The organism is Variovorax ureilyticus (assembly GCF_050632185.1).
In the GTDB taxonomy this organism is placed as follows: domain Bacteria; phylum Pseudomonadota; class Gammaproteobacteria; order Burkholderiales; family Burkholderiaceae_C; genus Variovorax; species Variovorax ureilyticus_A.
Genome location: NZ_CP192579.1, coordinates 2,012,040 through 2,032,892, shown reverse-complemented (window position 1 = coordinate 2,032,892; position 20,853 = coordinate 2,012,040). Strand labels below are relative to the sequence as shown.

At 64.0% G+C, this 20,853-nt stretch carries 17 protein-coding genes and 4 pseudogenes; 1 reads left to right on the top strand and 20 read right to left on the bottom strand.

The genetic code is table 11. The annotated features are described in order from the left end of the window. Position 1: 1 nt before the first annotated feature. The 20 genes and pseudogenes from trbG to ACQ858_RS09970 form a co-directional block, all read right to left on the bottom strand. Positions 2-1,006 (bottom strand): P-type conjugative transfer protein TrbG, encoded by a 1,005-nt coding sequence (gene trbG, locus ACQ858_RS10065; RefSeq protein WP_431276493.1) that lies wholly within the window; start codon positions 1,004-1,006, stop codon positions 2-4. Beyond that, positions 1,003-1,706 (bottom strand): annotated as a pseudogene (trbF, locus tag ACQ858_RS10060) (conjugal transfer protein TrbF). The gene trbG and the pseudogene trbF overlap by 4 nt, the downstream one beginning before the upstream one ends. Positions 1,707-1,718: 12 nt before the next feature. Beyond that, positions 1,719-3,089, bottom strand: coding sequence for a P-type conjugative transfer protein TrbL (gene trbL / locus ACQ858_RS10055; RefSeq protein ID WP_004358719.1), 1,371 nt, complete (start codon positions 3,087-3,089; stop codon positions 1,719-1,721). Then, positions 3,086-3,418, bottom strand: coding sequence for a hypothetical protein (locus tag ACQ858_RS10050; RefSeq protein ID WP_004358720.1), 333 nt, complete (start codon positions 3,416-3,418; stop codon positions 3,086-3,088). Before ACQ858_RS10050 ends, trbL begins: the two co-directional genes overlap by 4 nt. Positions 3,419-3,430: 12 nt before the next feature. Beyond that, a complete protein-coding gene (gene trbJ / locus ACQ858_RS10045; RefSeq protein WP_004358722.1) occupies positions 3,431-4,171 on the bottom strand; it encodes a P-type conjugative transfer protein TrbJ in 741 nt (246 codons plus the stop codon). Then, positions 4,168-6,655, bottom strand: a pseudogene (gene trbE, locus ACQ858_RS10040) (conjugal transfer protein TrbE). Before trbE ends, trbJ begins: the two are co-directional and overlap by 4 nt. 12 nt (positions 6,656-6,667) lie before the next feature. Further along, complete coding sequence (locus ACQ858_RS10035; RefSeq protein WP_004358727.1) at positions 6,668-6,940, bottom strand: VirB3 family type IV secretion system protein; 273 nt, start codon at positions 6,938-6,940, stop codon at positions 6,668-6,670. Continuing rightward, the gene (locus ACQ858_RS10030; protein WP_004358728.1) at positions 6,937-7,320 is read right to left on the bottom strand and encodes a TrbC/VirB2 family protein; all 384 of its coding nucleotides are present in this window, start codon (positions 7,318-7,320) and stop codon (positions 6,937-6,939) included. Before ACQ858_RS10030 ends, ACQ858_RS10035 begins: the two co-directional genes overlap by 4 nt. Beyond that, positions 7,317-8,369: a P-type conjugative transfer ATPase TrbB gene (trbB, locus tag ACQ858_RS10025; protein ID WP_028839641.1), complete on the bottom strand. Its 1,053-nt coding sequence runs from the start codon at positions 8,367-8,369 to the stop codon at positions 7,317-7,319. The genes ACQ858_RS10030 and trbB overlap by 4 nt, the downstream gene beginning before the upstream one ends. Further along, positions 8,366-8,836, bottom strand: coding sequence for a ribbon-helix-helix protein, CopG family (locus tag ACQ858_RS10020; protein WP_004358731.1), 471 nt, complete (start codon positions 8,834-8,836; stop codon positions 8,366-8,368). Before ACQ858_RS10020 ends, trbB begins: the two co-directional genes overlap by 4 nt. Then, positions 8,833-10,852, bottom strand: a pseudogene (locus tag ACQ858_RS10015) (conjugal transfer protein TraG). Before ACQ858_RS10015 ends, ACQ858_RS10020 begins: the two are co-directional and overlap by 4 nt. 243 nt (positions 10,853-11,095) lie before the next feature. Continuing rightward, positions 11,096-11,323, bottom strand: a complete 228-nt coding sequence (locus ACQ858_RS10010; RefSeq protein WP_083881277.1) for an EexN family lipoprotein — start codon at positions 11,321-11,323, stop codon at positions 11,096-11,098. Between the two features lie 13 nt (positions 11,324-11,336). After that, a complete protein-coding gene (locus ACQ858_RS10005; RefSeq protein ID WP_004358735.1) occupies positions 11,337-12,263 on the bottom strand; it encodes a LysR substrate-binding domain-containing protein in 927 nt (308 codons plus the stop codon). A gap of 197 nt (positions 12,264-12,460) precedes the next feature. Then, positions 12,461-14,470 (bottom strand): esterase/lipase family protein, encoded by a 2,010-nt coding sequence (locus ACQ858_RS10000; RefSeq protein ID WP_431276492.1) that lies wholly within the window; start codon positions 14,468-14,470, stop codon positions 12,461-12,463. Between the two features lie 56 nt (positions 14,471-14,526). Continuing rightward, the gene (locus ACQ858_RS09995; protein ID WP_288099940.1) at positions 14,527-15,279 is read right to left on the bottom strand and encodes an SDR family NAD(P)-dependent oxidoreductase; all 753 of its coding nucleotides are present in this window, start codon (positions 15,277-15,279) and stop codon (positions 14,527-14,529) included. Positions 15,280-15,328: 49 nt separating this feature from the next. Then, positions 15,329-16,330, bottom strand: a pseudogene (locus ACQ858_RS09990) (bifunctional enoyl-CoA hydratase/phosphate acetyltransferase); the annotation flags it as partial. Further along, complete coding sequence (locus ACQ858_RS09985) at positions 16,282-16,746, bottom strand: universal stress protein (protein WP_028840150.1); 465 nt, start codon at positions 16,744-16,746, stop codon at positions 16,282-16,284. The pseudogene ACQ858_RS09990 and the gene ACQ858_RS09985, both read right to left, overlap by 49 nt. Before the next feature lie 68 nt (positions 16,747-16,814). Further along, positions 16,815-17,561 (bottom strand): acetoacetyl-CoA reductase, encoded by a 747-nt coding sequence (gene phbB / locus ACQ858_RS09980; protein WP_028840149.1) that lies wholly within the window; start codon positions 17,559-17,561, stop codon positions 16,815-16,817. Positions 17,562-17,571: 10 nt separating this feature from the next. After that, positions 17,572-18,015, bottom strand: coding sequence for a phasin family protein (locus tag ACQ858_RS09975; RefSeq protein ID WP_431276491.1), 444 nt, complete (start codon positions 18,013-18,015; stop codon positions 17,572-17,574). A gap of 108 nt (positions 18,016-18,123) precedes the next feature. Continuing rightward, positions 18,124-19,881, bottom strand: coding sequence for a PHA/PHB synthase family protein (locus ACQ858_RS09970; protein WP_431276490.1), 1,758 nt, complete (start codon positions 19,879-19,881; stop codon positions 18,124-18,126). 337 nt (positions 19,882-20,218) lie between these two features. Here ACQ858_RS09970 and ACQ858_RS09965 point away from each other — a divergent pair, with 337 nt between their 5' ends. Beyond that, positions 20,219-20,827, top strand: a complete 609-nt coding sequence (locus ACQ858_RS09965) for a TetR/AcrR family transcriptional regulator (RefSeq protein WP_021249553.1) — start codon at positions 20,219-20,221, stop codon at positions 20,825-20,827. The last annotated feature ends 26 nt before the right edge of the window (positions 20,828-20,853 follow it).

Below are 20,853 nucleotides of genomic sequence, written 5' to 3'. Positions count from 1 at the left end.
GTCAGTTCCTCCGTGCAACGCCGTCCGTGCGCTCGATCCGCACGACATCGCTCTTGTCGCCACCCAGGCGCAGTTCGGCCGCGCCGAACAGGCGATCCACGATGTAGTACGGCGAGCGGAAGCGGTAGTTCACCAGTTGCCCGTCGCCCTGAGCGCCAATCACGAACAGCGGCGGCAATTCACCCTGGGCGATACCGGCAGGGAACTGGATATAGACCTTCTCGCCATCATCGAAGGCACGGAGTGGCTTCCAGGGCGGATTGCTGCCGCTGATCGCGTAGCGGAAGCGCAGGTTCTCCAGCGACAAGCCGGAATCCACCGGCGCGGCGGCGCTGGCAGCCTGCGCCTGGCGCTGCAAGGCCAGCACCCGGTCGCGCGGGTATTCCCACGACACCGATGCCATCCACGTTTTTTCCGTCGAAGCCAGCTCCAGCAGGTACGTCCTACGGCTGGTGGTGATGACCAGATTCGTCTTGAGGCCCGAGCGGATCGGCTTGACCAGCACGTTCACTCGCAGCTCGGCCCCGCCGCCGCTGGACGTGTCGCCCACGATCCAGCGCACGGTATCGCCAGCGGCCACCGTCACCAGTTCCTCGCCCGGCTGGAGTGCAATCACGGTCACGCGGCCCACGGCCGCATAGACCTGATACAGCGCGCCATCGGTGAAGGGCCACACCTGAATCGCGTTGACATAGCCCTCGCGCGTGGGCGCGATGCGTGCCTCGGCGTTGGCACGCGAGACGCGCACCTTCTCGTCGGCCGGTTCCGGCGCAGGCTTGGCTTCCTCGCCCTCGGACACTGGCTTCAACTGCGCCGGCATCGGCAACACCTCGGGCACGGTCACAACTTCCACTGGCTGAGGCGGTTCGGGCAGCGGCTGCGCCTGCACCGGCTCATCGAGCGAAATCTCCGGCGGCGGCTTGCCCTGCGTGGCGCAGCCCGCGAACAAGATGGTTGATGCAAGCAGGATCACCGGCAAAGCGGATTTACGGAAAAGATCATTCATGGCTTGGCTCCTTCGGAAGAATCCAGTTCGCGGCTCCACGACAGGCCGTTGACGTAGATGCCCAAGGGGTTCTTGCGCAGACGTTCTTCGGTGCGCGGCGGCTGAAGCACGATGGACACCACGGCCGTCCACCGCTCCAAGCCCGCCGCAGCACCGTTGACGTAGCGGCGTTCCGTCCAGCGCACGTTGAAAGACGTGTCGCTTGCGCGCACGACGCTGGTGATCTGTACCGTCACCGACTCCTTGCCGATGCGCGCGAACGGGTCGTTGACCCGCGCGTAGTCGTTGAGTACGACTGCGCCCTTGTCGGTCGTGTAGTCGTAGGCATCGAGCCAGTTCTGGCGCACGACGATGGGGTCGATGGACAGCGAGCGCACTAGGCCGATAAATCGGCCCAGGTGGTAAGCCGTCTGCGCGTCGCTGGGCTTGTAGGGCGTGGCGGCTTCGCCGACCGCTCGCACTGGCCCGCGTTGTCCACCTCCACCACATACGGCGTCACGATGGACTGCGCCGAGCGCCATACCAGGCCACCGGCCATCAGCAGCGCGAGCGTGAGACACCCGAAGGCCATCAGCCGCCAGTTCTTCGCCTGCACGCGCGGCGAGCCGATACGTTCGTCCCACACCTGGCCGGCAGCTTGGTATGGCGTGGCAGGCGGCGGCGTGTCGGCGTAGCGCACCTGCGGTTTCTTGAATCGCATGGTCAGTTCTCCTTATGAATCGGAATCGCGCAGGCTCGGCCCCTGGCCGGAGCCGCCACCATCGCCACCGCGCAGCGCGTGGGCAGTGGTGGTCGCGGCATGGGTGAGTTGCTGGCGGCGGTGCAGCCGCTTGGCCCAGGCGGGTTGCTCTGGTGTCTGTGCAGCGGTGCCGCCTGCGGGGGCTTCGCTTGTGGCGGGCTGACCGGCTGACGCACCAGCGTCGCCATTCCAGCCAGCGCGGAACGGCGCAGCCATGCGCTGCCCGGCGGCGGAAGCGCGGGATGCCGCCGCGCGTCCTGCCGACTGCGCGCCGGTCTTGGCGACATTGCCCAGGCCCGCCATTGCACCCTTTGCACCACCGCCTGCGGCGGCGGAACCGGCCTGGAACGCCGATTTCGCGCTGCTGGCTGCCGACGTGGCGGCGCGCGCACCGCTGCCGGCCAGCTTGGCGGCAGCCGGGGCCATGCGCGCCCCGGCCATGACGGCACCACCTACGCCCGTTGCGGCGGCACCGACGGCCACCGCCGTTCCTGCTGCGCCGATAGCAGCGCCGGCCATCGCGCCCGCACCGAGCTGCGGCGCACCGGACACAAGACCCGTGGCGATGCCGGGGCCGAAGATACCCAGCGCCAGCAAAGTGAGCGAGGCCAGCATGATGACCAGCGCATGGTCGATGGACGGCTCGGCGGGATGGACTTGGAACTGCGCGAACAGGCCCGAGCCGATACCAACGATGACGGCCAAGACCAAGACCTTGACGCCGGCGGACACGACGTTGCCCAGCACCTTTTCCGCCAGAAAGCTCGTCTTGTTCCACAGCGCGAACGGCACCAGCACGAAGCCGGCGAGCGTGGTCAGCTTGAACTCGATCAGCGTGATGAATAGCTGGATCGCCAACACGAAGAAGCACAGCACCACGACCAGCCACGCGAGGAACATCACCACGATGGGGTCGAGGTTCACGAACACTTCGGGGAACCCCGCCATATCGCCGATCTGCTTCAAGATCGGCGCCCCTGCGTCGATGCCGGTCTTCGCCAGCCGACCCGGCTGCAAGAAGGTCTCCATCGTGATGGCCGAGCCGGTGGCGGTGATGCCCAGCCCCGCAAACGAGCGAAACACGATGCTGGCCAGCCAATTGAAGTTGTTGAGGATGTAGGCGAAGGCGCCGACGTAGAGCACCTTGCGCAGCAGCTTGGCGATCACGTCCTCGCCCTGGCCGGTGGCGTGGCTCATGGCCCAATACAGCCCGGCGAGAGTCATGTCGATGACGATTAGCGTGGCCGTGAGGAACGCCACTTCGCCCCGCAGCAGCCCGAAACCCGAGTCGATGTAGGTAGCGAAGGTGTTAAGGAACTGGTCGATGATGGTCACGTCATTCATGGCGTGCCCTCCGGTTCGGCGGGAAAGGCTGGCGCCACGCCATCGGCCGGTTCCTTGAAGCTGGGCGGGATCGACGGCAGATCGGACAGCGTCTGGTGTTCATCCAGCCCGGCCCCGCCGGAAACGAAGCGCCGCCGGAAGGCTTCGGCGGCGTCGCGACAAGCGTCCTCGCCCGTGGCCCGCCCGTCGGCTGCGCATTGCGCGCGCAATGCCTTGAGCCGCACGGGATCGACTGCCAAGGCATCGGTAAGGTTGTCGGCCGGCTGCTTGCCGCAAGCGGCCAGCAGCGCGGCAAGCACCGCAACAGACAGGGCGAGGACGCATCGCATGGCGGCCTCCCGTCAGTTGCCGTAAAAGTTCACAGACTGCGGCGTATACGGCGTACCTTCGCCGAGGAAGCGCCGTCGCACCTCGCGGGCACGCTCCGTGGCCGCCGCCTGCCGCGCCAGCTCTAGCGACGCTGCCCGGTCTTGCGTGATCTGGAGCCGCTGGGTCTGAATGGACTGCTTGGCCTGCAAGGCCAACAGTTGGTTCGTGGCTTGCATGGCTTGTAGCGCACCGACGGCAGATTGGCTCTTGCTGACCAGATCCGTCAGAACACCTTCATCGTCATGGAGGTTCTGCGATGCCTGGGCTTGCATCTGCATCGTGGTCTGCAAGCCATTGAGCGTGTTCTTCCAACGCTCCTGCGCATCGCGGTACATCTGGTCGCCGCTGATCGTGGCGGCGTACTGTTCGGGATACAGGCGCGCGAACTCCCGATCCAGATTCGTCACGTCGTAGGCCAAGCCCCTGGCTTGGGCAATCAGCCGTTCGGTCGTCGCCAGGTTAGCGCGCAACTGGCCGACCACGCTGGACGGCAGGCTTGCGAGGTTGCGCGCCTGGTTCATCAGCATCTGCGCTTCGTTCTGGAGCTGGCGAATCTGGTTGTTTATCTGTTCGAGGGTACGGATTGCAGTCAGCGTGTTCTGCACATAGTTGGTCGGATCAAAGACAATGCGCCAGGCCAGTGCTGGTGAAGGAGTCAATGTCGTCAGCGATAGCGCGGCAGCGAGAGAAATGGAAAGCGCACGGATCTTCATTGCGGGTTCTCCTGTGGGTAGTCGGTAGCACGGAGGGAACCCGGCGCAAGGCCGGGGAACGAGGGCAGCAGGTCGGCCGCCCAATCGAGGCCGCGATGGCGCAGCCAAGCGCCCGCGAAGCCGGGCACGCCGGTGTCCGGCGGCAAGCGGCCAAGAACTTGATCAATGGCGCGCTGGTCCTGCGGCGTGGAAGCGCCAGCGAAGGCCAGCGTCGCAGGCCCCAAGTCGAGGTCGAACAGGCGATTGCCGAGGCGGGATTGGTAGTAGTAGTCGCGCTTCGGCTGCGCCGTGGCAACGATCTCGATCTGCCGCCTGTTAAGCCCGAAGCCCTCGTAGATCGTGCGAATCTGCGGCTCGGTCGCCTGCGGGTTCGGTAGAAAGATGCGGCTGGAGCAGCTTTCGACAATCGCGGGCGCGATGCTCGAATCCTTGATGTCGGCAAGGCTCTGTGTGGCGAATATGACACTGACGTTCTTCTTGCGCAGCGTCTTGAGCCACTGGCGGATGCGCGCGGCAAACACCGGGTCATCGAGGAACAGCCACGCTTCATCGAGGATCAGCAGCGTGGGCACACCGTCAAAGCGTTCATCGAAGCGCGCAAAGAGGTAATGCAGCACGGCCATGACGGCGGCCTTGCTGTGCATCAGCTCCTCCATCTCGAAGCACTGCACGCCCGCTGACCCCGCATCGGTGCTTTCCAGCCGGTCGTGGTCGGCGTCCAGCAGCTTGCCGTGGGCGCCGCCGAGCACGTAAGGCGACAGTGCCTGCCGCAGCGCGTTCGATTGCAGCAGCACTGACAGGCCCGTCATCGTGCGCTGCTCCATGGGCGCACCGGCCAGGCTTCCCAGCGCCGACCAGATGGCCGCTTTCTCGTCGGGGCCGGTCGCCACGCCTTCGTGCATCAAGCGGCCTTCGATCCATTCGGCTGACCATGTGCGGTAGCCCGCGCGGTCGATGCGGGCCAAGGGCTGGAAGGCGATTTCGCCATCCGTCCCGAGGTCGTAGTGCTCGCCGCCCAGACCGAGGATCGTGGCGCGCATCGAGCGGCCCATGTCGAACGCGAAGATGCGCGAGCCGCGATAGCGGCGGAACTGCATCGCCAGCGTGGCGAGCAGCACCGATTTGCCCATGCCCGTGGGGCCAGCCACCAGCGTGTGGCCCACGTCGCCGATGTGCGTGACGAGCCGGAAAGGCGTCGCGCCATCGGTGCGCGTGACGATCAGCGGCGGGCCGTCAAGATGGGCATTGCGCTCGGGGCCGGCCCACACCGCCGACACCGGCATCATGTGCGCCAGGTTCAGTGTCGAAACGATGGGCTGGCGCACGTTCGCGTAGGCGTTGCCAGGGATCGATGACAGCCACGCATCCACGGCGTTGAGCGTTTCGGGGATGGTGACGAAGCCTCGGCCCTGGATGACACGCTCCACCATGCGCAGCTTCTCGTCGGCCACGGCCGGGTCGGCATCAAGCACCGTTACCGTGGCGGTGAGGTAGCCGAAGGCGACTTGATCGCTGCCCAGCTCCTGCAAGGCGGCGTCGGCGTCGGCCGCCTTGTTGCTGGCGTCGGTATCAACCAGCGGGCTTTCCTGCTGGAAGATCGTTTCGCGCAGCAGCGCGATGACGTTCTTGCGCTTGGCGAACCACTGGCGGCGCAGGCGTCCCAACTCCCGTTCCGCTTCGGCTTTGTCGAGGCAGAGAAAGCGCGTGCTCCAGCGGTAAGCAAAGCCGAGCCGGTTGAGGTCGTCCAGAATCCCCGGCCACGTCGATGTCGGGAAGCCCCGCACCGATACCACGCGCAGGTGCTGGTCGCCCAGCATGGGCGCCAGTGCCGCCTACCAGCGCAGAATCGGTCAGCAGCGAGTCGATGTGGAACGGCACCTCGGGCACGCCCACGCGGTAACGCCGCGTCGAGATGGTGGAGTGCAGGTAGGTCAGCGTCTGGCTGTCATCGAGCCAGGCGATTTCCGGCATCACGCCATCGAGCAGGTCAAACACGCGATCCGTCTCCGCCACGAAAGCATCGAGCCGGCCGCGCCAGTCCACGCCTTCGGTCGGCCGGTTCTCGTACAGCATCCCCGCCGCGCGGGCGCGCACTTCCTCGGGCGGCAGGTACACCAGCGTCAGGTGATAGCCGCTTTCGAAGTGGTTGCCCGAGTCCTCGAAGGTTGCCCGGCGTTCCTCGTCCACTAGCCACGACAGCGGCTCGGGAAACTCCGAGTGCGGATAGTCGGCGGCGGGCCGGCGCTCTGCCTCAATGAACAGCGCCCAGCCCGAACCCATGCGGCGCAATGCGTTGTTCAACCGCGCCGACGTGGCGATCAGCTCGCCATGCGTCGCGCTGTCGAGGTCAGGCCCGCGAAACCGGGCCGTGCGCTGGAAACTGCCGTCCTTGTTCAAGACGACACCCGGCGCAACCAATCCAGCCCACGGCAGCCAGTCGGCCAGGAAGGCCGGGCGCTGGCGGTATTCGGTGAGGTTCAGCATGGCGGCGTCCCCTCACACGTCCAGCAGCGGGCGGTGCTTGATGTGCTGGGCGAACACGGCCATGAACTGCGGATCGACGCGCGCGCCCCAAACCGCCAGCGAATGGCCGACGATCCAGAGCACCACGCCCGGAATCCACAGTTGCAGCCCCAGCCCGACAGCGGCGGCCAGCGTGCCGTTCGCAATGGCGACCGTTCGCGGTGCGCCGCCCAGCAAAATCGGCTCGGTCAGCGAGCGATGCAGCGGCACCTCGAACCCGGCCGCGAAGGTATCCAGGCTGCTCATACGACAGCCCCGCCGGAGAAGCTGAAGAACGACAGGAAGAAGCTCGAAGCGGCGAAGGCGATGCTCAAGCCGAACACGATCTGGATCAGCTTGCGGAAGCCGCCCGACGTGTCGCCGAAGGCCAGCGCGAGGCCCGTGGCGATGATGATGATGACCGCGACGATGCGCGCCACCGGCCCTTGAATCGACTCCAAGATCGACTGCAACGGCCCTTCCCACGGCATCGAGGAGCCGGCGGCTTGCGCGGTTCTGGCCAGGAACAGCAGCAGCGCGGCCAGCAGTAGCCCTTGCCCCGCAGGGCGGGCGAGACTGCGCAGCCGTGCAAGGCGTAAAGCCGGATTTACGGAAACACGGAAAGCAGGAATGGTCATCTGCGTCATGGCAGTTCTCCAGGTTGGTCAGGGGACGAGGAAGTCGCCGCAGCGGGTGCGGCATCGGGGATCGGCGGCAGCTCGGGAAACGGCGTTTCCAGCGCGTCCGCCAGTTGGTAGCCCACGCCGTCGAAGCCGACGACGCGGGCGATGTTCTCGATGCGGCGCTTGCGCCCGCGCCCGGCGATGTGGATCACCACGTTGACTGCCTCGGCGATCAGCGCACGGGGCGGGTTCACGGCTACTTCGAGAATCAGTTGCTCCAGGCGCAGCAGCGCGCCGAGCGCGGAGCCGGCGTGGATCGTGGCGATGCCGCCGGGGTGGCCCGTGCCCCAGACCTTGATGAGATCCAGCGCCTCGGCGCCGCGCACCTCGCCGACGACGACGCGATCCGGTCGCAGGCGCATGGACGAACGCACCAGCTCGGTCATCGACACTACGCCTTGCTGCGTGCGCAGCGGCACGTGGTCGCGGGCCGCGCATTGCAGTTCCACCGTGTCTTCGAGTACGAGCACGCGGTCGCCCGTGGCGGCGATCTCGGCCAGCAACGCATTGGCGAGCGTGGTCTTGCCGCTGCTGGTGGCGCCGGCGATCAAGACGTTCTGGCGTTCGCGCACAGCGTGCACCAGAAAGCCCGCCTGGGCGCTGGTAATCATTCCGTCGATGACGTACCGCACCAGCGGGATCACGCCGATGGCGCGCTTGCGCAGCGCGAAGGCCGGCCCCGGTGCGGCCGGCGGCAAGATGCCCTCGAAGCGTTCTCCCGTTTCCGGCAACTCGGCCGACAGCAGGGGTTGGCCGCGATGCACCTCCGCACCGACGTGGGCCGCGACAAGGCGAATGATGCGTTCACCATCGGCCTCGGGTAGCTCCACACCCATTGGTGCGCGGCCTGACGAAAGCCGGTCGATCCACAAGGTGCGATCAGGGTTCAGCATTACTTCCACCACGTCCGGGTCTTCCAGCGCCGCGGCGATCAACGGCCCCATGGCCGTGCGCAGCATCTGGATGCGACGGTCGAGCGACGAGGCGCTCATGGACTGCCGAGCGGCGCTCATGACGCACGCTCTTGCGCTTGCGCTTGCGCGGCTGCCGCCGCGTCTTCCATCCGCATTGGGTCGGGATGCAGCTCCTCCACCACGTCGCGCACTAAGCTCCGGCCCCGCAGCAGGTGGCGGCCGAGTTGTTCGATGAACTGCTCGAAGCGCGCTTTGCCCTGGGCGCGGGCGGCCTCCTGATGGGCCTCGGGAACCGGCGTGCTCACGGTCAGGTAGTAGCGGATGAACAGCGCCAGCGTCTCGATGGCGATGTTCTGGTCGCGCTCCATGCGCTCGGCCTGCCGTGACAGGCGATCCAGCCGCTTGGCGATGGCCGCCTCGCGCTGGTCTGCTGCGTCCGGCGACAGCCAGGACGCCAAGGCAGCGGCGACGATGGACGACTTGGACACGCCTTTCTTGGCGGCCAGCTCGTCCAAGCGCTTGGCGTGCTCGGGCTGGATGAACAGGTTGAGGCGGTAGTGACTCATAGCTCGATTCCGTCGCTGGGGTCGAGGGAAGCCAGCCGGGCCACGCTCTGCATGGCCGGATCAAGCTGGCGCGGAAGGGGAAGCGGCAGGTCGTCGTCGTCATCGAACAGCGCCAAGTCGGCTGCGGGCGCGGCCAGTTCGGGGTCATAGGCGACGGTTTCGGAAAGCTCGGGCTGACGGCGCGGGCCGCCGTCATCGCTGGCCAAGTTCCCCAGGCCATAGGCGGATGCCGTGGCCGATGCAGCCTGAACGGCAGGAATTGCCAGCCCGCTCCAGTCGTCAGGCCGCGACGGCGGCGCGTCGGCGTACTGCCTGTCCGCAAGCGCAGGCGGCCGCAGCACGCGGTGCTTGAAATTGCTGTCCGCGTAGTAGCGCAGCTTTTTGGCTTTGATCGGCGCCACGCTGGACACCATGACCACAGCCTCGTCGGGCGGAAGCTGCATGACTTCGCCCGGCGTCAACAGCGGGCGGGCCGTCTCCTGGCGCGACACCATCAGGTGCCCCAGCCATGGCGCCAGCCGGTGGCCCGCGTAGTTGCGCTGTGCACGTAGCTCAGTCGCGGTGCCGAGTGTTTCGGAGATACGCTTGGCGGTGCGTTCGTCGTTGGTGGCGAACGTCACGCGCACATGGCAGTTGTCGAGGATCGAATGGTTCTGGCCGTAGGCTTTGTCGATCTGGTTGAGCGACTGCGCGATGAGGAAGCTGCGGATGCCGTAGCCCGCCATGAAAGCCAGCGCCGTCTCGAAGAAGTCCAGGCGCCCCAGTGCCGGAAACTCGTCGAGCATCAGTAGCAGCTTGTGGCGGCGCTCGATGCCGTCGGAGCCGTCGAGCGATTCGGTGAGGCGCCGGCCGATCTGGTTGAGGATCAGGCGGATGAGCGGCTTCGTCCGCGATATGTCCGAAGGCGGCACCACCAGGTACAGCGACACCGGATGCTCGGCCGCGATCAGGTCGGCGATGCGCCAGTCGCAGCGCGACGTGACTTCGGCCACCGTGGGGTCGCGGTACAGGCCGAGGAACGACATGGCGGTGCTCAACACGCCGGAACGCTCGTTGTCGCTTTTGTTCAAGACCTCGCGCGCGGCGGAGGCCACTACCGGATGCGGGCCACCTCCTTCCTCCTTGACGAGGTGCGGCGTGGTCATCATTCGGTGCAAGGTCAGCTCGAAGGGGCTGGCCGGATCGGACAGGAAGTTGGCGACGCCGCGCAGCGTCTTGTCTGCACCCGCGTAGAGCACATGCAGAATGGCTCCGACCAGCAGCGCGTGCGAAGTCTTTTCCCAATGGTTGCGCTTCTCCAGCGCGCCTTCGGGATCGACCAGAATGTCCGCGATGTTCTGCACGTCGCGCACTTCATGCGCGCCGCGCCGAACCTCCAGCAGCGGGTTGTAGGCCGCCGACTTCGCATCGGTCGGGTTGAACAGCAGGCAGTGCGAGAAGCGCGAGCGCCAACCGGCGGTGATCTGCCAGTTTTCGCCCTTGATGTCGTGGATGACGGCCGAGGCTGGCCAGGACAGCAACGTCGGCACCACCAGTGCCCACGCCCTTGCCCGAGCGCGTGGGCGCGAAAGTCAGGACGTGTTCCGGGCCTTCATGGCGCAGGTATTGGCGGTCGTGCTGGCCAAGGAACACGCCGGACGGTTGTGTGAGACCCGCCTTGCGAATGTCCTGCGCGTTGGCCCATCGCGCAGAGCCGTAGGTTGTGACCAGGCGCGACTGTCGCGATCGCCAGATCGACATGCCGATAGCGACGACCACCGCGAGCAGGCCGCTGCCGCCCGCGATGGCGCCGCCGGTATCAAACACGCGCGGCGCGTAAGCATCGAAAACGAACCACCACTCAAACAGCTTCCACGGGTGGTAGATCGGCGTGCCAAGAAAATCGAACCAGGGCGAGCCGAGGCGTAGTTGGTAGCCAAGGGCTGCTGCTGTCCATTGTGTGGCACCCCACACACCGGCGATCACGATGCCGAATACCACGGCAATCTGACCGAACAGCACGTTCGTTCCTTGCATGACCTGGCCTCCGATTTCTCCTGCGCTGATTCCTCATGGAAAAAGCGGCACAAAGACGTGCCGTAGGCGTCAGGATCGGTGCCGGGTCAGTGCCGGTCAAAGGCCGTTATGGCAGGAATTGAGGCTAAAAAAGCAGGAGTTCTTGCTGTAGCGAGGGCAATAAATGCGTTGCAACCACGAGCGCATTTCAGCGTGGCGAGGTAACGGACGGATTTTTCCAAAGCGAAGCGAGTGCGCGGGTGACTACCTGGGCTTCTGCTCCGGCCGATCACCGTAGAAACGCCGCTTTGCGGCTTCTGCGGCGCGTCGGCAAAGTTCATCATCGACCTTCGCGCGATCTTCCTTGCACAGGCGTTGAATCTCCTTGATGCGTTCGGGATTGGCTGTAAGCGCGTCTACCGTTTCCGAGAGTTGAGAGGGTCCACATGCAGTCAGTGTGGCAGCCAGCATCAGCAGCATCACCTTATGCATGGTTCCAATCCTTTCATCGGGTGGGTCGGATATTTTTGGCATTGCTCAGATTACCTGCCGAGTCAATGAAGGCCACTCGTTCAATGAACCGGGTCAACATTTCTGGAGTCTCCGCATCACGACGCAGCAGATAGGTTGTCAGCATCGGCGGTTTACCCGCCAAGGGTCGAGCCACAACACCAAGCTCGCGACTGGAGCTGATGTGCGCCGCGCCAGCCAGGCCCAAGGCCAATCCGGCGGAGACCAGAGTCATCATGAGGTCAAAGGTGGAAACGTGCTGGACTATCAGCGGCTCCTGCTCGTGCTTGCGCAGGATGCGCTCGACCTGACGTGCATGGCCTTCGCAGATTGCGGGATCGCCCAACACCAGCGGATAGTGCAGCACTTCCTCCAGCGGAACCTGCCTGAAGGAGAGCACGGGATGGCGAGCAGGTACTGCGACCATCAATTCGTCCTCCCAGGCAGATGTGGCCACGATGCCATCGCCCACATCATCGGCCATCGAAAAACCGGCATCGTATAGGTCATCGTGCAAGCCTTTGATCTGCTGGGCCAGCGGAACCTCGAATAATCGAACCTCGACCTCGGGGTCTTCTTCACGGCACTGCGCAAGCAGCGCCGGCAAGCGTGATGGCGTGATGCCATCGGACAAGGCAATGCGCAATTGCCCGTGATAGCCATTGGAAGCAGACCTGACGCTATCGCGGGCTTGCTCCAGCGCAGTAAAGATGCGCGGTACGTGTTCCAAGAGCAATCGACCTGCACGGGTCAGTTGCGTGCTGCGGGTAGTGCGAACGAACAGGCGCGCACCAAGTTCTTCCTCCAGTTCCTTGATGGTGCGAGACAGCGGCGATTGGTCGATGTGTAGCCGTTCAGCGGCACGAGCGAAATGAAGCTCCTCCGCGACAGCGATGAAACATCGAAGGTGGCGCAATTCCACTTATGCCCTTCCTAGCGTGTCAGATCGTCCACGTTCTATGGGGTGCGGTCTGATGCTTCATTCATATGAGCACACCAGGGACGCTGTCCCTCCGAACCGAAAGTGTCTCGGTTGCGATGCAAGCAGTCCAAATTGAATTAGAGAAAAGCTAGTGATATGTTACTCACTAAAGTATCAAAAAACAATGACTGAATCGATTAATAGGCGAGGCAAGTCCCCCTCCTTTCGGCGGGAGGAATATCTGCGATTGTCAACTGATGTCTTGCAATGTCTTCACGCAGGATTCGCCTGATCTCTGCGATTGACGCAGCGGTCTCCTGCACGCTGTGCCCGGACACGATGATCCTTTCCGATGCGGCCCCCTCCAGATGGGCACTTCTGTACGGAACCAGGCCGTCGTCGGAGTCCGCAAGAGAACCATCGGTGTTCTGCCTGGCGATAATCGAGTGATATGACACCCGATCCGAGATAGGAAGCTCTGCTGCGGCTTTGACAAAGGGATCCTTTTCGTCGAGCTGATCAATGCTGTTGGGAATGCGCTCCAGGAGCGTTTCCTGGGTTGTTCCCATGGTGTCGGCGCGAGCCGGAATGGCGCCAGCGAGCGCTTCCAGCAGCTTCAGCGGCAAGCGGACCAATCCGGCCACCCAGCGCCCAAACCCTTGGCCGGCAACCACGGTTCCACGGTGGGGCGTGGCGATGAATATCACCCGCTCAACACCTCGAAATGGCTGAAATTGCAGGAGAGGGTCAATTTTGGCGCGGCTCTTGCCAAGACGATCCAGATCGATCCTCGGATCCGATTCGGCCCATTTCAACAATTGCTGATCCGACGTGGAGACCATCAACCGCGCGAGCACTCCGCCCATGCTGTGCCCAACCAACACCAGCCCGTGTGAAGCTGCGGTTTTATCCTCCGGGTCGAAGTGATGCAAAGCGGCCAGCAGAACTTGTCGGATTGCCGCATGATTGGCTGGCAGCGGCATGTTCGTGGGGTAATAGACCTGCCAGACTTGGAAGGCGCACCGCAGTTCTTCGTCGGCCAGAAGTTCATTGGCCACGTTGACCCAAGCCTCGGGGCTGCTCGCCAGTCCATGCAGCATCACGATGATGCGCCGCTGTGGATCGAATGGCTGCATCAGATACAGGCGCGGCTGATCGATTCCACGGTCACGCCCAAGCAGACCCAACAACGATTGCCGATTGAACTCCGAGCGTGCCAGCCACAGACCATAGCCAGCTGTGAAATTGCCAGCCAGCGGAACGCGTTGCCCATGGAGCGACAAATAGTCTTGGACCAGCGGGTCATACACCGCAACGACGAGTTCGTGCGAGGCCAGCAGCTCCTCCATAGAGCGCACGTCGAAGCGGAGCACTACCGTCACGTTGGGGGTGGGCATTTCGTTCCAGGCGGTGGATTTCTTCGAAAAATCATCTCCGGTGGGTAACCCGTTGTGATTGGTTAACGACTGGGCATCGGTTACGGCCACCAGTTCAGCGCCCAGGCCATCCCTACGGTAGATGCCGCGCAGACCTTGGAATCTCAGTGCACTGGCAGGCAACAACTCACGCGGCATTGCCACGCCGTTCGGCAGGCGAGCATTCAGGTCAACTCGCAAAGCCCAATCACCCAAACGCAGCACACCTTTGGCCTTCACAGCCTTCGCATCCGGTGTCCCTTGGCGTACGCCAAACAGCTGTGCGACCGTTTTTTGTACTGCGTAGTTGTACCAGTCGCGCACCTGCGTCTGCCGCTCCTCAAACGCGCGTTCGCCGGGTACACGCCTGGTAAAGAAGAGATAGGCATACGCATACCGTGCCGTCTCGATCCAAGCTGAAGTGGAGGAGGATTCGGTGTAAGGAGCCGACATTGAAATGGACATGGCATGCTGCAACCAAAGCTCAGCCAGAGCCGATGTCTTGGTCTCTTCGTCCATGTCCTTGACTGCGGCTATCGCCGCAATACAAGCAAGTGAGGTGCTCTTTGCGCAGGCCCGTTCATCAATTTCGGCGACGCGGAGGGCCTGCACAGTCAACGCACTCAGTTTTCCCGTGCCGAGGACATCGCCCCGCCGTAGCGCAACGTATTCATCCGGTGCCATTGCGCGTACAGTCACAGAGGGCTTGAACTCGCTGACAATCGCGCAGCCGCCAAGTGCGAACACGGCAACGATCACGATCGACCACCGCAAAGAGAATGCAAAGGCCACCTGTCTCACACCTTGATGCTGCACCGGCGTTGCCGACCTCAGCCGCGACCGTAATTTCAAGCGGCGGTATAGCCGCCATCGACCACCAGCGCGCTGCCGCACATGTAGCTGGCGCCCTCGGAGAGCAGGAAGCAGGCAGCGTGGGCGATCTCTTCGGACTGGCCCAGGCGCCCGATTGCGTGCATGCCCTTGAGCGCCGCCAACGTCGCCTCGTCCAACACTTTGAGCAGCGGCGTATCGATATAGCCCGGGTGGATGGAGTTGATGCGGATGCCCTGCGCCGCGTAGGCCAGCGCCGCTGAACGCGTGAGGCCGGTGACACCATGCTTGGCGGCGACGTAGGCTGGGGCGGTAGCGCTGCCAACCAGGCCGAGGATGGACGACATGTTGACGATGGCACCACCACCGGCGGCCAGCATGGCCGGAATCTGCGCCCGCAGGGCATATTGAACACCAGAGAGATTGACGTCGATGACGTGCTGCCACTCGTCCGCCGCCAGTTCTCCCGCAGGTTTGAGCGTACCGCTGATACCGGCATTGTTGAATGCCAGATCCAGGGCGCCGAAATGTTCGAGTGCGCACTGCACCGCTGCTTGTGCGTCGTCGGGACGGGCGGTGTTGCCGGCGTGCGCCACGGCGCGGCCGCCGGCGGCGTCGATGACCTCCACCACGCGCCGTGCGGCCTCAAGGTCGATGTCGGAGACAACAACCTGCACGCGGTTGGCGGCCAGCAGACGGGCCGTCGCCTCGCCGATGCCGGAGCCACCGCCGCTGACGATGGCGCTGTTGCCCTTGAAGCTGTATTTCATGGTGAAGACTCCATTTTGAAATGCGGGTTGAATCGGTGGCGCAAGCGCCTCACGGCGGCGCGGCGCGCCTGCGTTCGGCCAGCATGAGTGCAATGGCGCAGGACGCCAGGCGCGTGGTGCGCGAGTCGGAGCGGCTGGTGAGCACGATGGGCACACGCGCGCCCATGACGATGCCGGCGCTCTCGGCACCGCCCAGGAACTCAAGCTGCTTGGCCAGCATGTTGCCGCTTTCCAGATCAGGCACAACAAGCACGTCAGCCTGCCCTCCCACGGCCGACCGGATGCCCTTGACTTGCGCAGCCTCGGGCGAGACCGCGTTGTCGAAGGCCAGCGGCCCGTCGACTAGGCCCCCTGTGATCTGGCCGCGGTCGGCCATCTTGCACAGGGCTGCCGCATCCAGCGTCGAGCGCATGCGAGGGTTCACCGTTTCCACCGCCGCCAGGATGGCGACTTTGGGTTCGGCCACACCGATGACGTGCGCCAGATCGATGGCGTTGCGCACGATATCGGCCTTGTCCTCAAGCGACGGAGCGATGTTGATGGCGGCGTCGGTGATGATGAAGGGCCGGGGGTAGCTGGCCGTCTGCATGATGTAGCAGTGCGTCAAGCGGCGCTCGGTGCGCAGGCCAGCCTCGGGGGCCAGAATGGCGCCCAGGTACTCGTCGCTGTGCAAGCTGCCTTTCATCAGTGCCTGCACCTCGCCCTTGCCAGCCAGCCTGGCGGCGGTGGCCGCGGCAGCGTGGCTGTGCGGCACATCAACGATCTCACTGTCCCCCAGATCCAGCCCGAAATCGGCTGCAACGGCGCGCAGCTTGGCAAGCGGCGCCACCAGCACTGGCGTGATGATGCCGGCATCGCGTGCGTCCAGTGCACCGCCCAGGCTGAGCGCGTCGCAGGGGTGCACGACGGCAGTGCGCACCGGGGCCATGGCTTTGACATGGGCGATGAGACGCGCGACACCGCTGGGAGCAACGGCACTAACGTGTTCAGAAGTTTGTTCGTTCATGTGATTCCTTTGCGGTGCGGTTGGCGTACCAGCATCACGGGAACCGGCGCGATGCGCGCGATCTGCTCCGCGTCGCTGCCGAGCAGCAGCCGATCCACGCCGCGACGCCCGTGGGTGCCCAGGATGACCAGATCACACGCACTCGCCTCGGCCTGCTTGGCGATTTGTTCCGATACGCGCTCGGCACCGCTTTCAAGAAGCACCGTCTCCACGGCAAGTCCGTCCTGACGCAATCCGTTGGCGGCCTCATCCAGCAAGGCCTGGCCGGCCGCCATGAAGCGCGGACGGACGTCTTCCATATAGACCTTGGGACGTTCGAAGCCCTTGGTGTGATGAGCCGGCTCGACGACATGCAGCAGGATCACAGTGGCGCCACTCAGGTGGGCCAAGGCGCGCGCATGATCAAGGGCCAGAAGGGATGTAGGACTGCCGTCCAGCGGCACCAGAAATCGGGAATACATGGAACTCCTCCAAGAGCTGTGGACTGCCCGCGTTGGAAACCACCCGCTGGCGCCGCGGGTTCCCTGACTCATGACATGTGCTGGCCGCCGTTCATCGCCACGTTGCTGCCAGTCATGAAAGCAGCGGCCTCACTGGCTATGAAAGTCACCAGTGCCGCGATTTCGGCCGGCTGACCGAGGCGACCAACCGGAATCGCATCAACGATCTTCTGGCGTACGTCCTCGCGCACGGCCATCACCATCTCGGTGGCCAGATAACCTGGCGACACGGTGTTGACCGTTACGCCCTTGCGAGCCACTTCCTGCGCCAGCGCCTTGGTAAAGCCATGGACCCCGGCCTTGGCCGCCGAATAGTTGGTCTGCCCGAACTGGCCCTTGCTGCCATTGATCGACGAGACGTTGATGATGCGACCCCAGCCACGCTCGACCATCGGATCGATGAACGGCTTGGTGACGTTGAACATGGAATCCAGGTTGGTACGCAGTACGGCATCCCAGCCGACCTTGTCCATCTTGCGCAAGGTCGCGTCGCGGGTGATACCGGCGTTGTTCACCAGGATGTCAATACGATGTCCATCGACATGAATGCGCCGCGCCAGCTCCTGCGCCGACTCGTAGTCGGACACATCCACCCCGTAGGCCGCAAATCCGTAGCCCTGCGCCGCCTGCGTGTGCTGCCACTGGTCAATCGTGGGGTTGCCTGGCGTATGCGTGACGATCACGCGGTGGCCGGCATCGTGCAGGGAACGGGCGATCGCAGCGCCCAGTCCCCGGTTGCCTCCGGTCACCAAGGCCGTTCGTTGAGGGATGCTCATGGCAACCTCTTCACTTCTTGGCTTTGCCCTGGGGCGCAGTGGATGGCGCGGTCCAGGGCTGGGCCCATTGCTGGCAAAGCTGGGCAAAAGAGGCTGTGTCACCACTGGCGCCGAATGCCCCGGAGACGGATGCCTGCCAGGCCGAGAGCGATTGGCGCAAGCCATCGGCAAAGACTGCCTGGCTTTTCGCGGCGGCCTGGCCGACCGCTTGGGTATCGCCCATGCGGCCCTGGGACAGGCGCCAGAACACCTCGGTCGGCAAGGTTGCAAGCGCCTGCCAGTCGGCCGCCTGTTGGAGGTTCTGGATGCGCGAGGTGGTCTCCAGCATGCTGCCAGCGCTGAGCTGTTGCATGGCTTCTAGCCAATGATGCCCGCTTTCTTGCAGCAAGCGGGTGATCTGAAGCTGCAGTTCGGCATTGGCCTTGTAAAGTTGGATGGGCAGTTCACTGTTCATTTCATTGCTCCACGGTCATGAAATGCCCCATTGGGGCGGGTATGGGCCATCCCGGAGGAATGTCCCGGTCGAAGTCGGGTCGCTGAATCGCGGCCTTGGGGCGTCATGTCATCGCATCGCCACATAGGTCCCCGGCGCATCACCAAGCTGTGGTTGCGTGCCGCTCATCGCAGGCGGCGCCACGCGCCCGGTCGAACGCCGCGCCAGCCATTGCTGCCGGGCCGGCCACCAGGAGCCCTCGTTCAGCGGGGTTTCGGCACGCCACGTTTGCGGATCGACGTAGCGAGCGCCGACGCTGCGGGTCGCAATCTGGTAGCTGCGCCGCGGGTGCCCCGGCTCGCTGACCACGCCGGCGTTGTGCCCGCCACTGGTGAGGACGAAGGTCAGCTCCGCATCACTGAGCAGGTGCATCTTGTAGACGGATGGCCAAGGGGCGACGTGATCGCGCACCGTGCCGACGATGAGCATCGGCACTTCGATGTCGGCGATCGCCACCGGCCGTCCGCCGACCTGGTAGCGCCCCTCGGCCAGATCGTTGTTCAGATACAGGCGCCGCAGGTACTCGCTGTGCATGCGATATGGCATGCGCGTCACGTCGGCGTTCCAGGCCATCAGGTCATTGAACTGCTGGCGTTCGCCCAGCAGGTACTCGCGCACGCGGCGGGACCAGATCAGGTCGCGCGAGTTGAGCATCTGGAAAGATGCGGCCATCTGCTTGCCGTCGAGATAGCCTTTGTCCCACATCCCGGCTTCTAGCCAAGCCAACTGGCTGTCGTCGATGAACAGTGCGATTTCGCCCGACTCGCGGAAATCGGTCTCCGACGCCAGCAACGTCAAGCTGTGCAGCCGATCATCGCCGTCGCGCGCCATCGCAGCAGCGGCGATCGTCAGCAAGGTGCCGCCCAGGCAATAGCCAACCGCCTGCACCTTGCGCTCGGGCACGATGGCCGTGACCGTGTCCAGCGCATCCATGATCCCCAGCCACCGGTAATCCTCCAGGCCAAGGTCACGATCGACCACGGTCGGGTTCTTCCATGAAATGATGAACACCGTGTGCCCTTGGTCGACCAGGTACTTCACCATCGAGTTGTGTGGCGACAGGTCTAGGATGTAGTACTTCATGATCCACGAGGGCACGATCAGCACCGGCTCGGCATACACATCGGGTGTCGTGGGTGTGTACTGGATCAGCTCGATGAGGTGGTTGCGGAACACCACCTTTCCCGGCGTGACCGCCACGTCCTTGCCAACCTCGAAGCCTTCGACCCCGGCCGGCGCATCCTCAAGCGCGAGACGCTGCGCATCGTCGAAGAAGTTCATGGCGCCGCGCCACAGGTTGGCGCCGCCGCTGGCTCTGATGGCTTCCAGCACTTCCGGATTGGTCCAGACGAAATTCGAAGGCGACCACATGTCCAGCCACTGCCGCCCCGCGAAAGTGACCATGTTCTCGTGATGGCGCGACACGCCACGCACGCCGGTGGTGGCGTTGTGCCACCACTGCTGCTGCAGCAAGAACCCTTGGTGAATGACGTTGAACGGCCACTGCTGCCAGGCCGGAGCCGCGAAGCGCCGATCCTGCTCCAGCGGTTCGATGCACGTTGGGCAGCCCTGAGCGCTTGCAGCGTGCGCGGCGTAGCGCGCCAGGCGTTGCTGCTTGTGCAGCCCTTTTTCGATCAGGCTGCGCTGCTTGCCCGGTGAAAGGCTCAGGTGCAGCGCCCAGTCGTACCAAGCCAGCAAACCCGCAGCCGGCGACAGCCCGCCAGTGGCGCGCGCCCGCCAGGCGTTCGCCAGCGTATCCAGGACATCGGGGTGAAAGATTTCGGATGGTGCCGGCACGGACTTGTCAGACGTGGCAAGGGGGTTCATGTTTGATCATCTCATTTAGCAAGTGACTTATTACTATCTTATCGCTTGCAGGAAAAGATGCAAGCCTTGCTGGCCATGTGGGATGAATTTCCACTGGCGCCCCGGCGAATCAACTTCCCGCACCCTCAACGAACTAGCCGACTTGTCAGTCGAATGCCTCGTCAACCGCTTGAATGGCGCGCTCGCTTCTTGAGATTCATCAAAGTCGGTCGTTGAGCGCACCGGATGGACAAGAGCTGGCCCTTACCGCAACAGCCTGTCTGCTTTCTGATCTTGCGTCCTGGTTAATTTGCGTGTTAGGATAGTAATAGGTCACTTACTTTATGGAGTCTGAGCGATGAGCGAACGTCCTCAATATCTGTCCGCCGAAGAGCGGCGTGCAGCCACGGTGCAAGCCGTGGTCGACTTGGCAGCGGAGCAAAACCCGGCCGATATCACGACCACGGCCATCGCCGATCGAATGGGTTTGACGCAGGGCGCGTTGTTTCGTCACTTCCCTAACAAGGACGCGATCCTGGAGGCAACGATGACCTGGGTCGGCGAGCGTCTGCTGGTACGCGTGGACAAGGCGGCCGAAGGCGCTAAGTCACCTGCCGCGGCGCTCGAAGCCATGTTCATGGCGCACATCGACTTCGTGGCCAAGCATCCCGGCGTGCCGCGCATGCTGTTCGGAGAGCTGCAGCGCTCCGGCGAGACACTCGCCAAGCGGATGGTGCAGACCTTGATTCGTCAATACGAACAGCGCCTGCGCCGTTTGATGGAAGCCGGCAAGGTGCAGGGCGAGTTGGATGCGGATCTGAATGTGGATGCCGCCGCCGTGTTGTTCATCGGCACGATCCAGGGACTCGTCATGCAGTCGCTGCTGGCCGGCAAGGTCAGTCGCATTCGGCGAGACGCGCCGGGCGTGTTTGCCATCTATCGGCGTGGCATCGAAAGCACCAAATGAAGGATCCGTCTGCTCCGCAAGCGCGA

Coding starts and splice junctions, on each gene's coding strand:
- trbG (WP_431276493.1), bottom strand. CDS start 1,006: ATGAATGATCTTTTCCGTAAATCCGCTTTGCCGGTGATCCTGCTTGCA.
- trbL (WP_004358719.1), bottom strand. CDS start 3,089: ATGAATGACGTGACCATCATCGACCAGTTCCTTAACACCTTCGCTACC.
- ACQ858_RS10050 (WP_004358720.1), bottom strand. CDS start 3,418: ATGCGATGCGTCCTCGCCCTGTCTGTTGCGGTGCTTGCCGCGCTGCTG.
- trbJ (WP_004358722.1), bottom strand. CDS start 4,171: ATGAAGATCCGTGCGCTTTCCATTTCTCTCGCTGCCGCGCTATCGCTG.
- ACQ858_RS10035 (WP_004358727.1), bottom strand. CDS start 6,940: ATGAGCAGCCTGGATACCTTCGCGGCCGGGTTCGAGGTGCCGCTGCAT.
- ACQ858_RS10030 (WP_004358728.1), bottom strand. CDS start 7,320: ATGACGCAGATGACCATTCCTGCTTTCCGTGTTTCCGTAAATCCGGCT.
- trbB (WP_028839641.1), bottom strand. CDS start 8,369: ATGAGCGCCGCTCGGCAGTCCATGAGCGCCTCGTCGCTCGACCGTCGC.
- ACQ858_RS10020 (WP_004358731.1), bottom strand. CDS start 8,836: ATGAGTCACTACCGCCTCAACCTGTTCATCCAGCCCGAGCACGCCAAG.
- ACQ858_RS10010 (WP_083881277.1), bottom strand. CDS start 11,323: ATGCATAAGGTGATGCTGCTGATGCTGGCTGCCACACTGACTGCATGT.
- ACQ858_RS09995 (WP_288099940.1), bottom strand. CDS start 15,279: ATGAAATACAGCTTCAAGGGCAACAGCGCCATCGTCAGCGGCGGTGGC.
- ACQ858_RS09985 (WP_028840150.1), bottom strand. CDS start 16,746: ATGTATTCCCGATTTCTGGTGCCGCTGGACGGCAGTCCTACATCCCTT.
- phbB (WP_028840149.1), bottom strand. CDS start 17,561: ATGAGCATCCCTCAACGAACGGCCTTGGTGACCGGAGGCAACCGGGGA.
- ACQ858_RS09975 (WP_431276491.1), bottom strand. CDS start 18,015: ATGAACAGTGAACTGCCCATCCAACTTTACAAGGCCAATGCCGAACTG.
- ACQ858_RS09970 (WP_431276490.1), bottom strand. CDS start 19,881: ATGAACCCCCTTGCCACGTCTGACAAGTCCGTGCCGGCACCATCCGAA.
- ACQ858_RS09965 (WP_021249553.1), top strand. CDS start 20,219: ATGAGCGAACGTCCTCAATATCTGTCCGCCGAAGAGCGGCGTGCAGCC.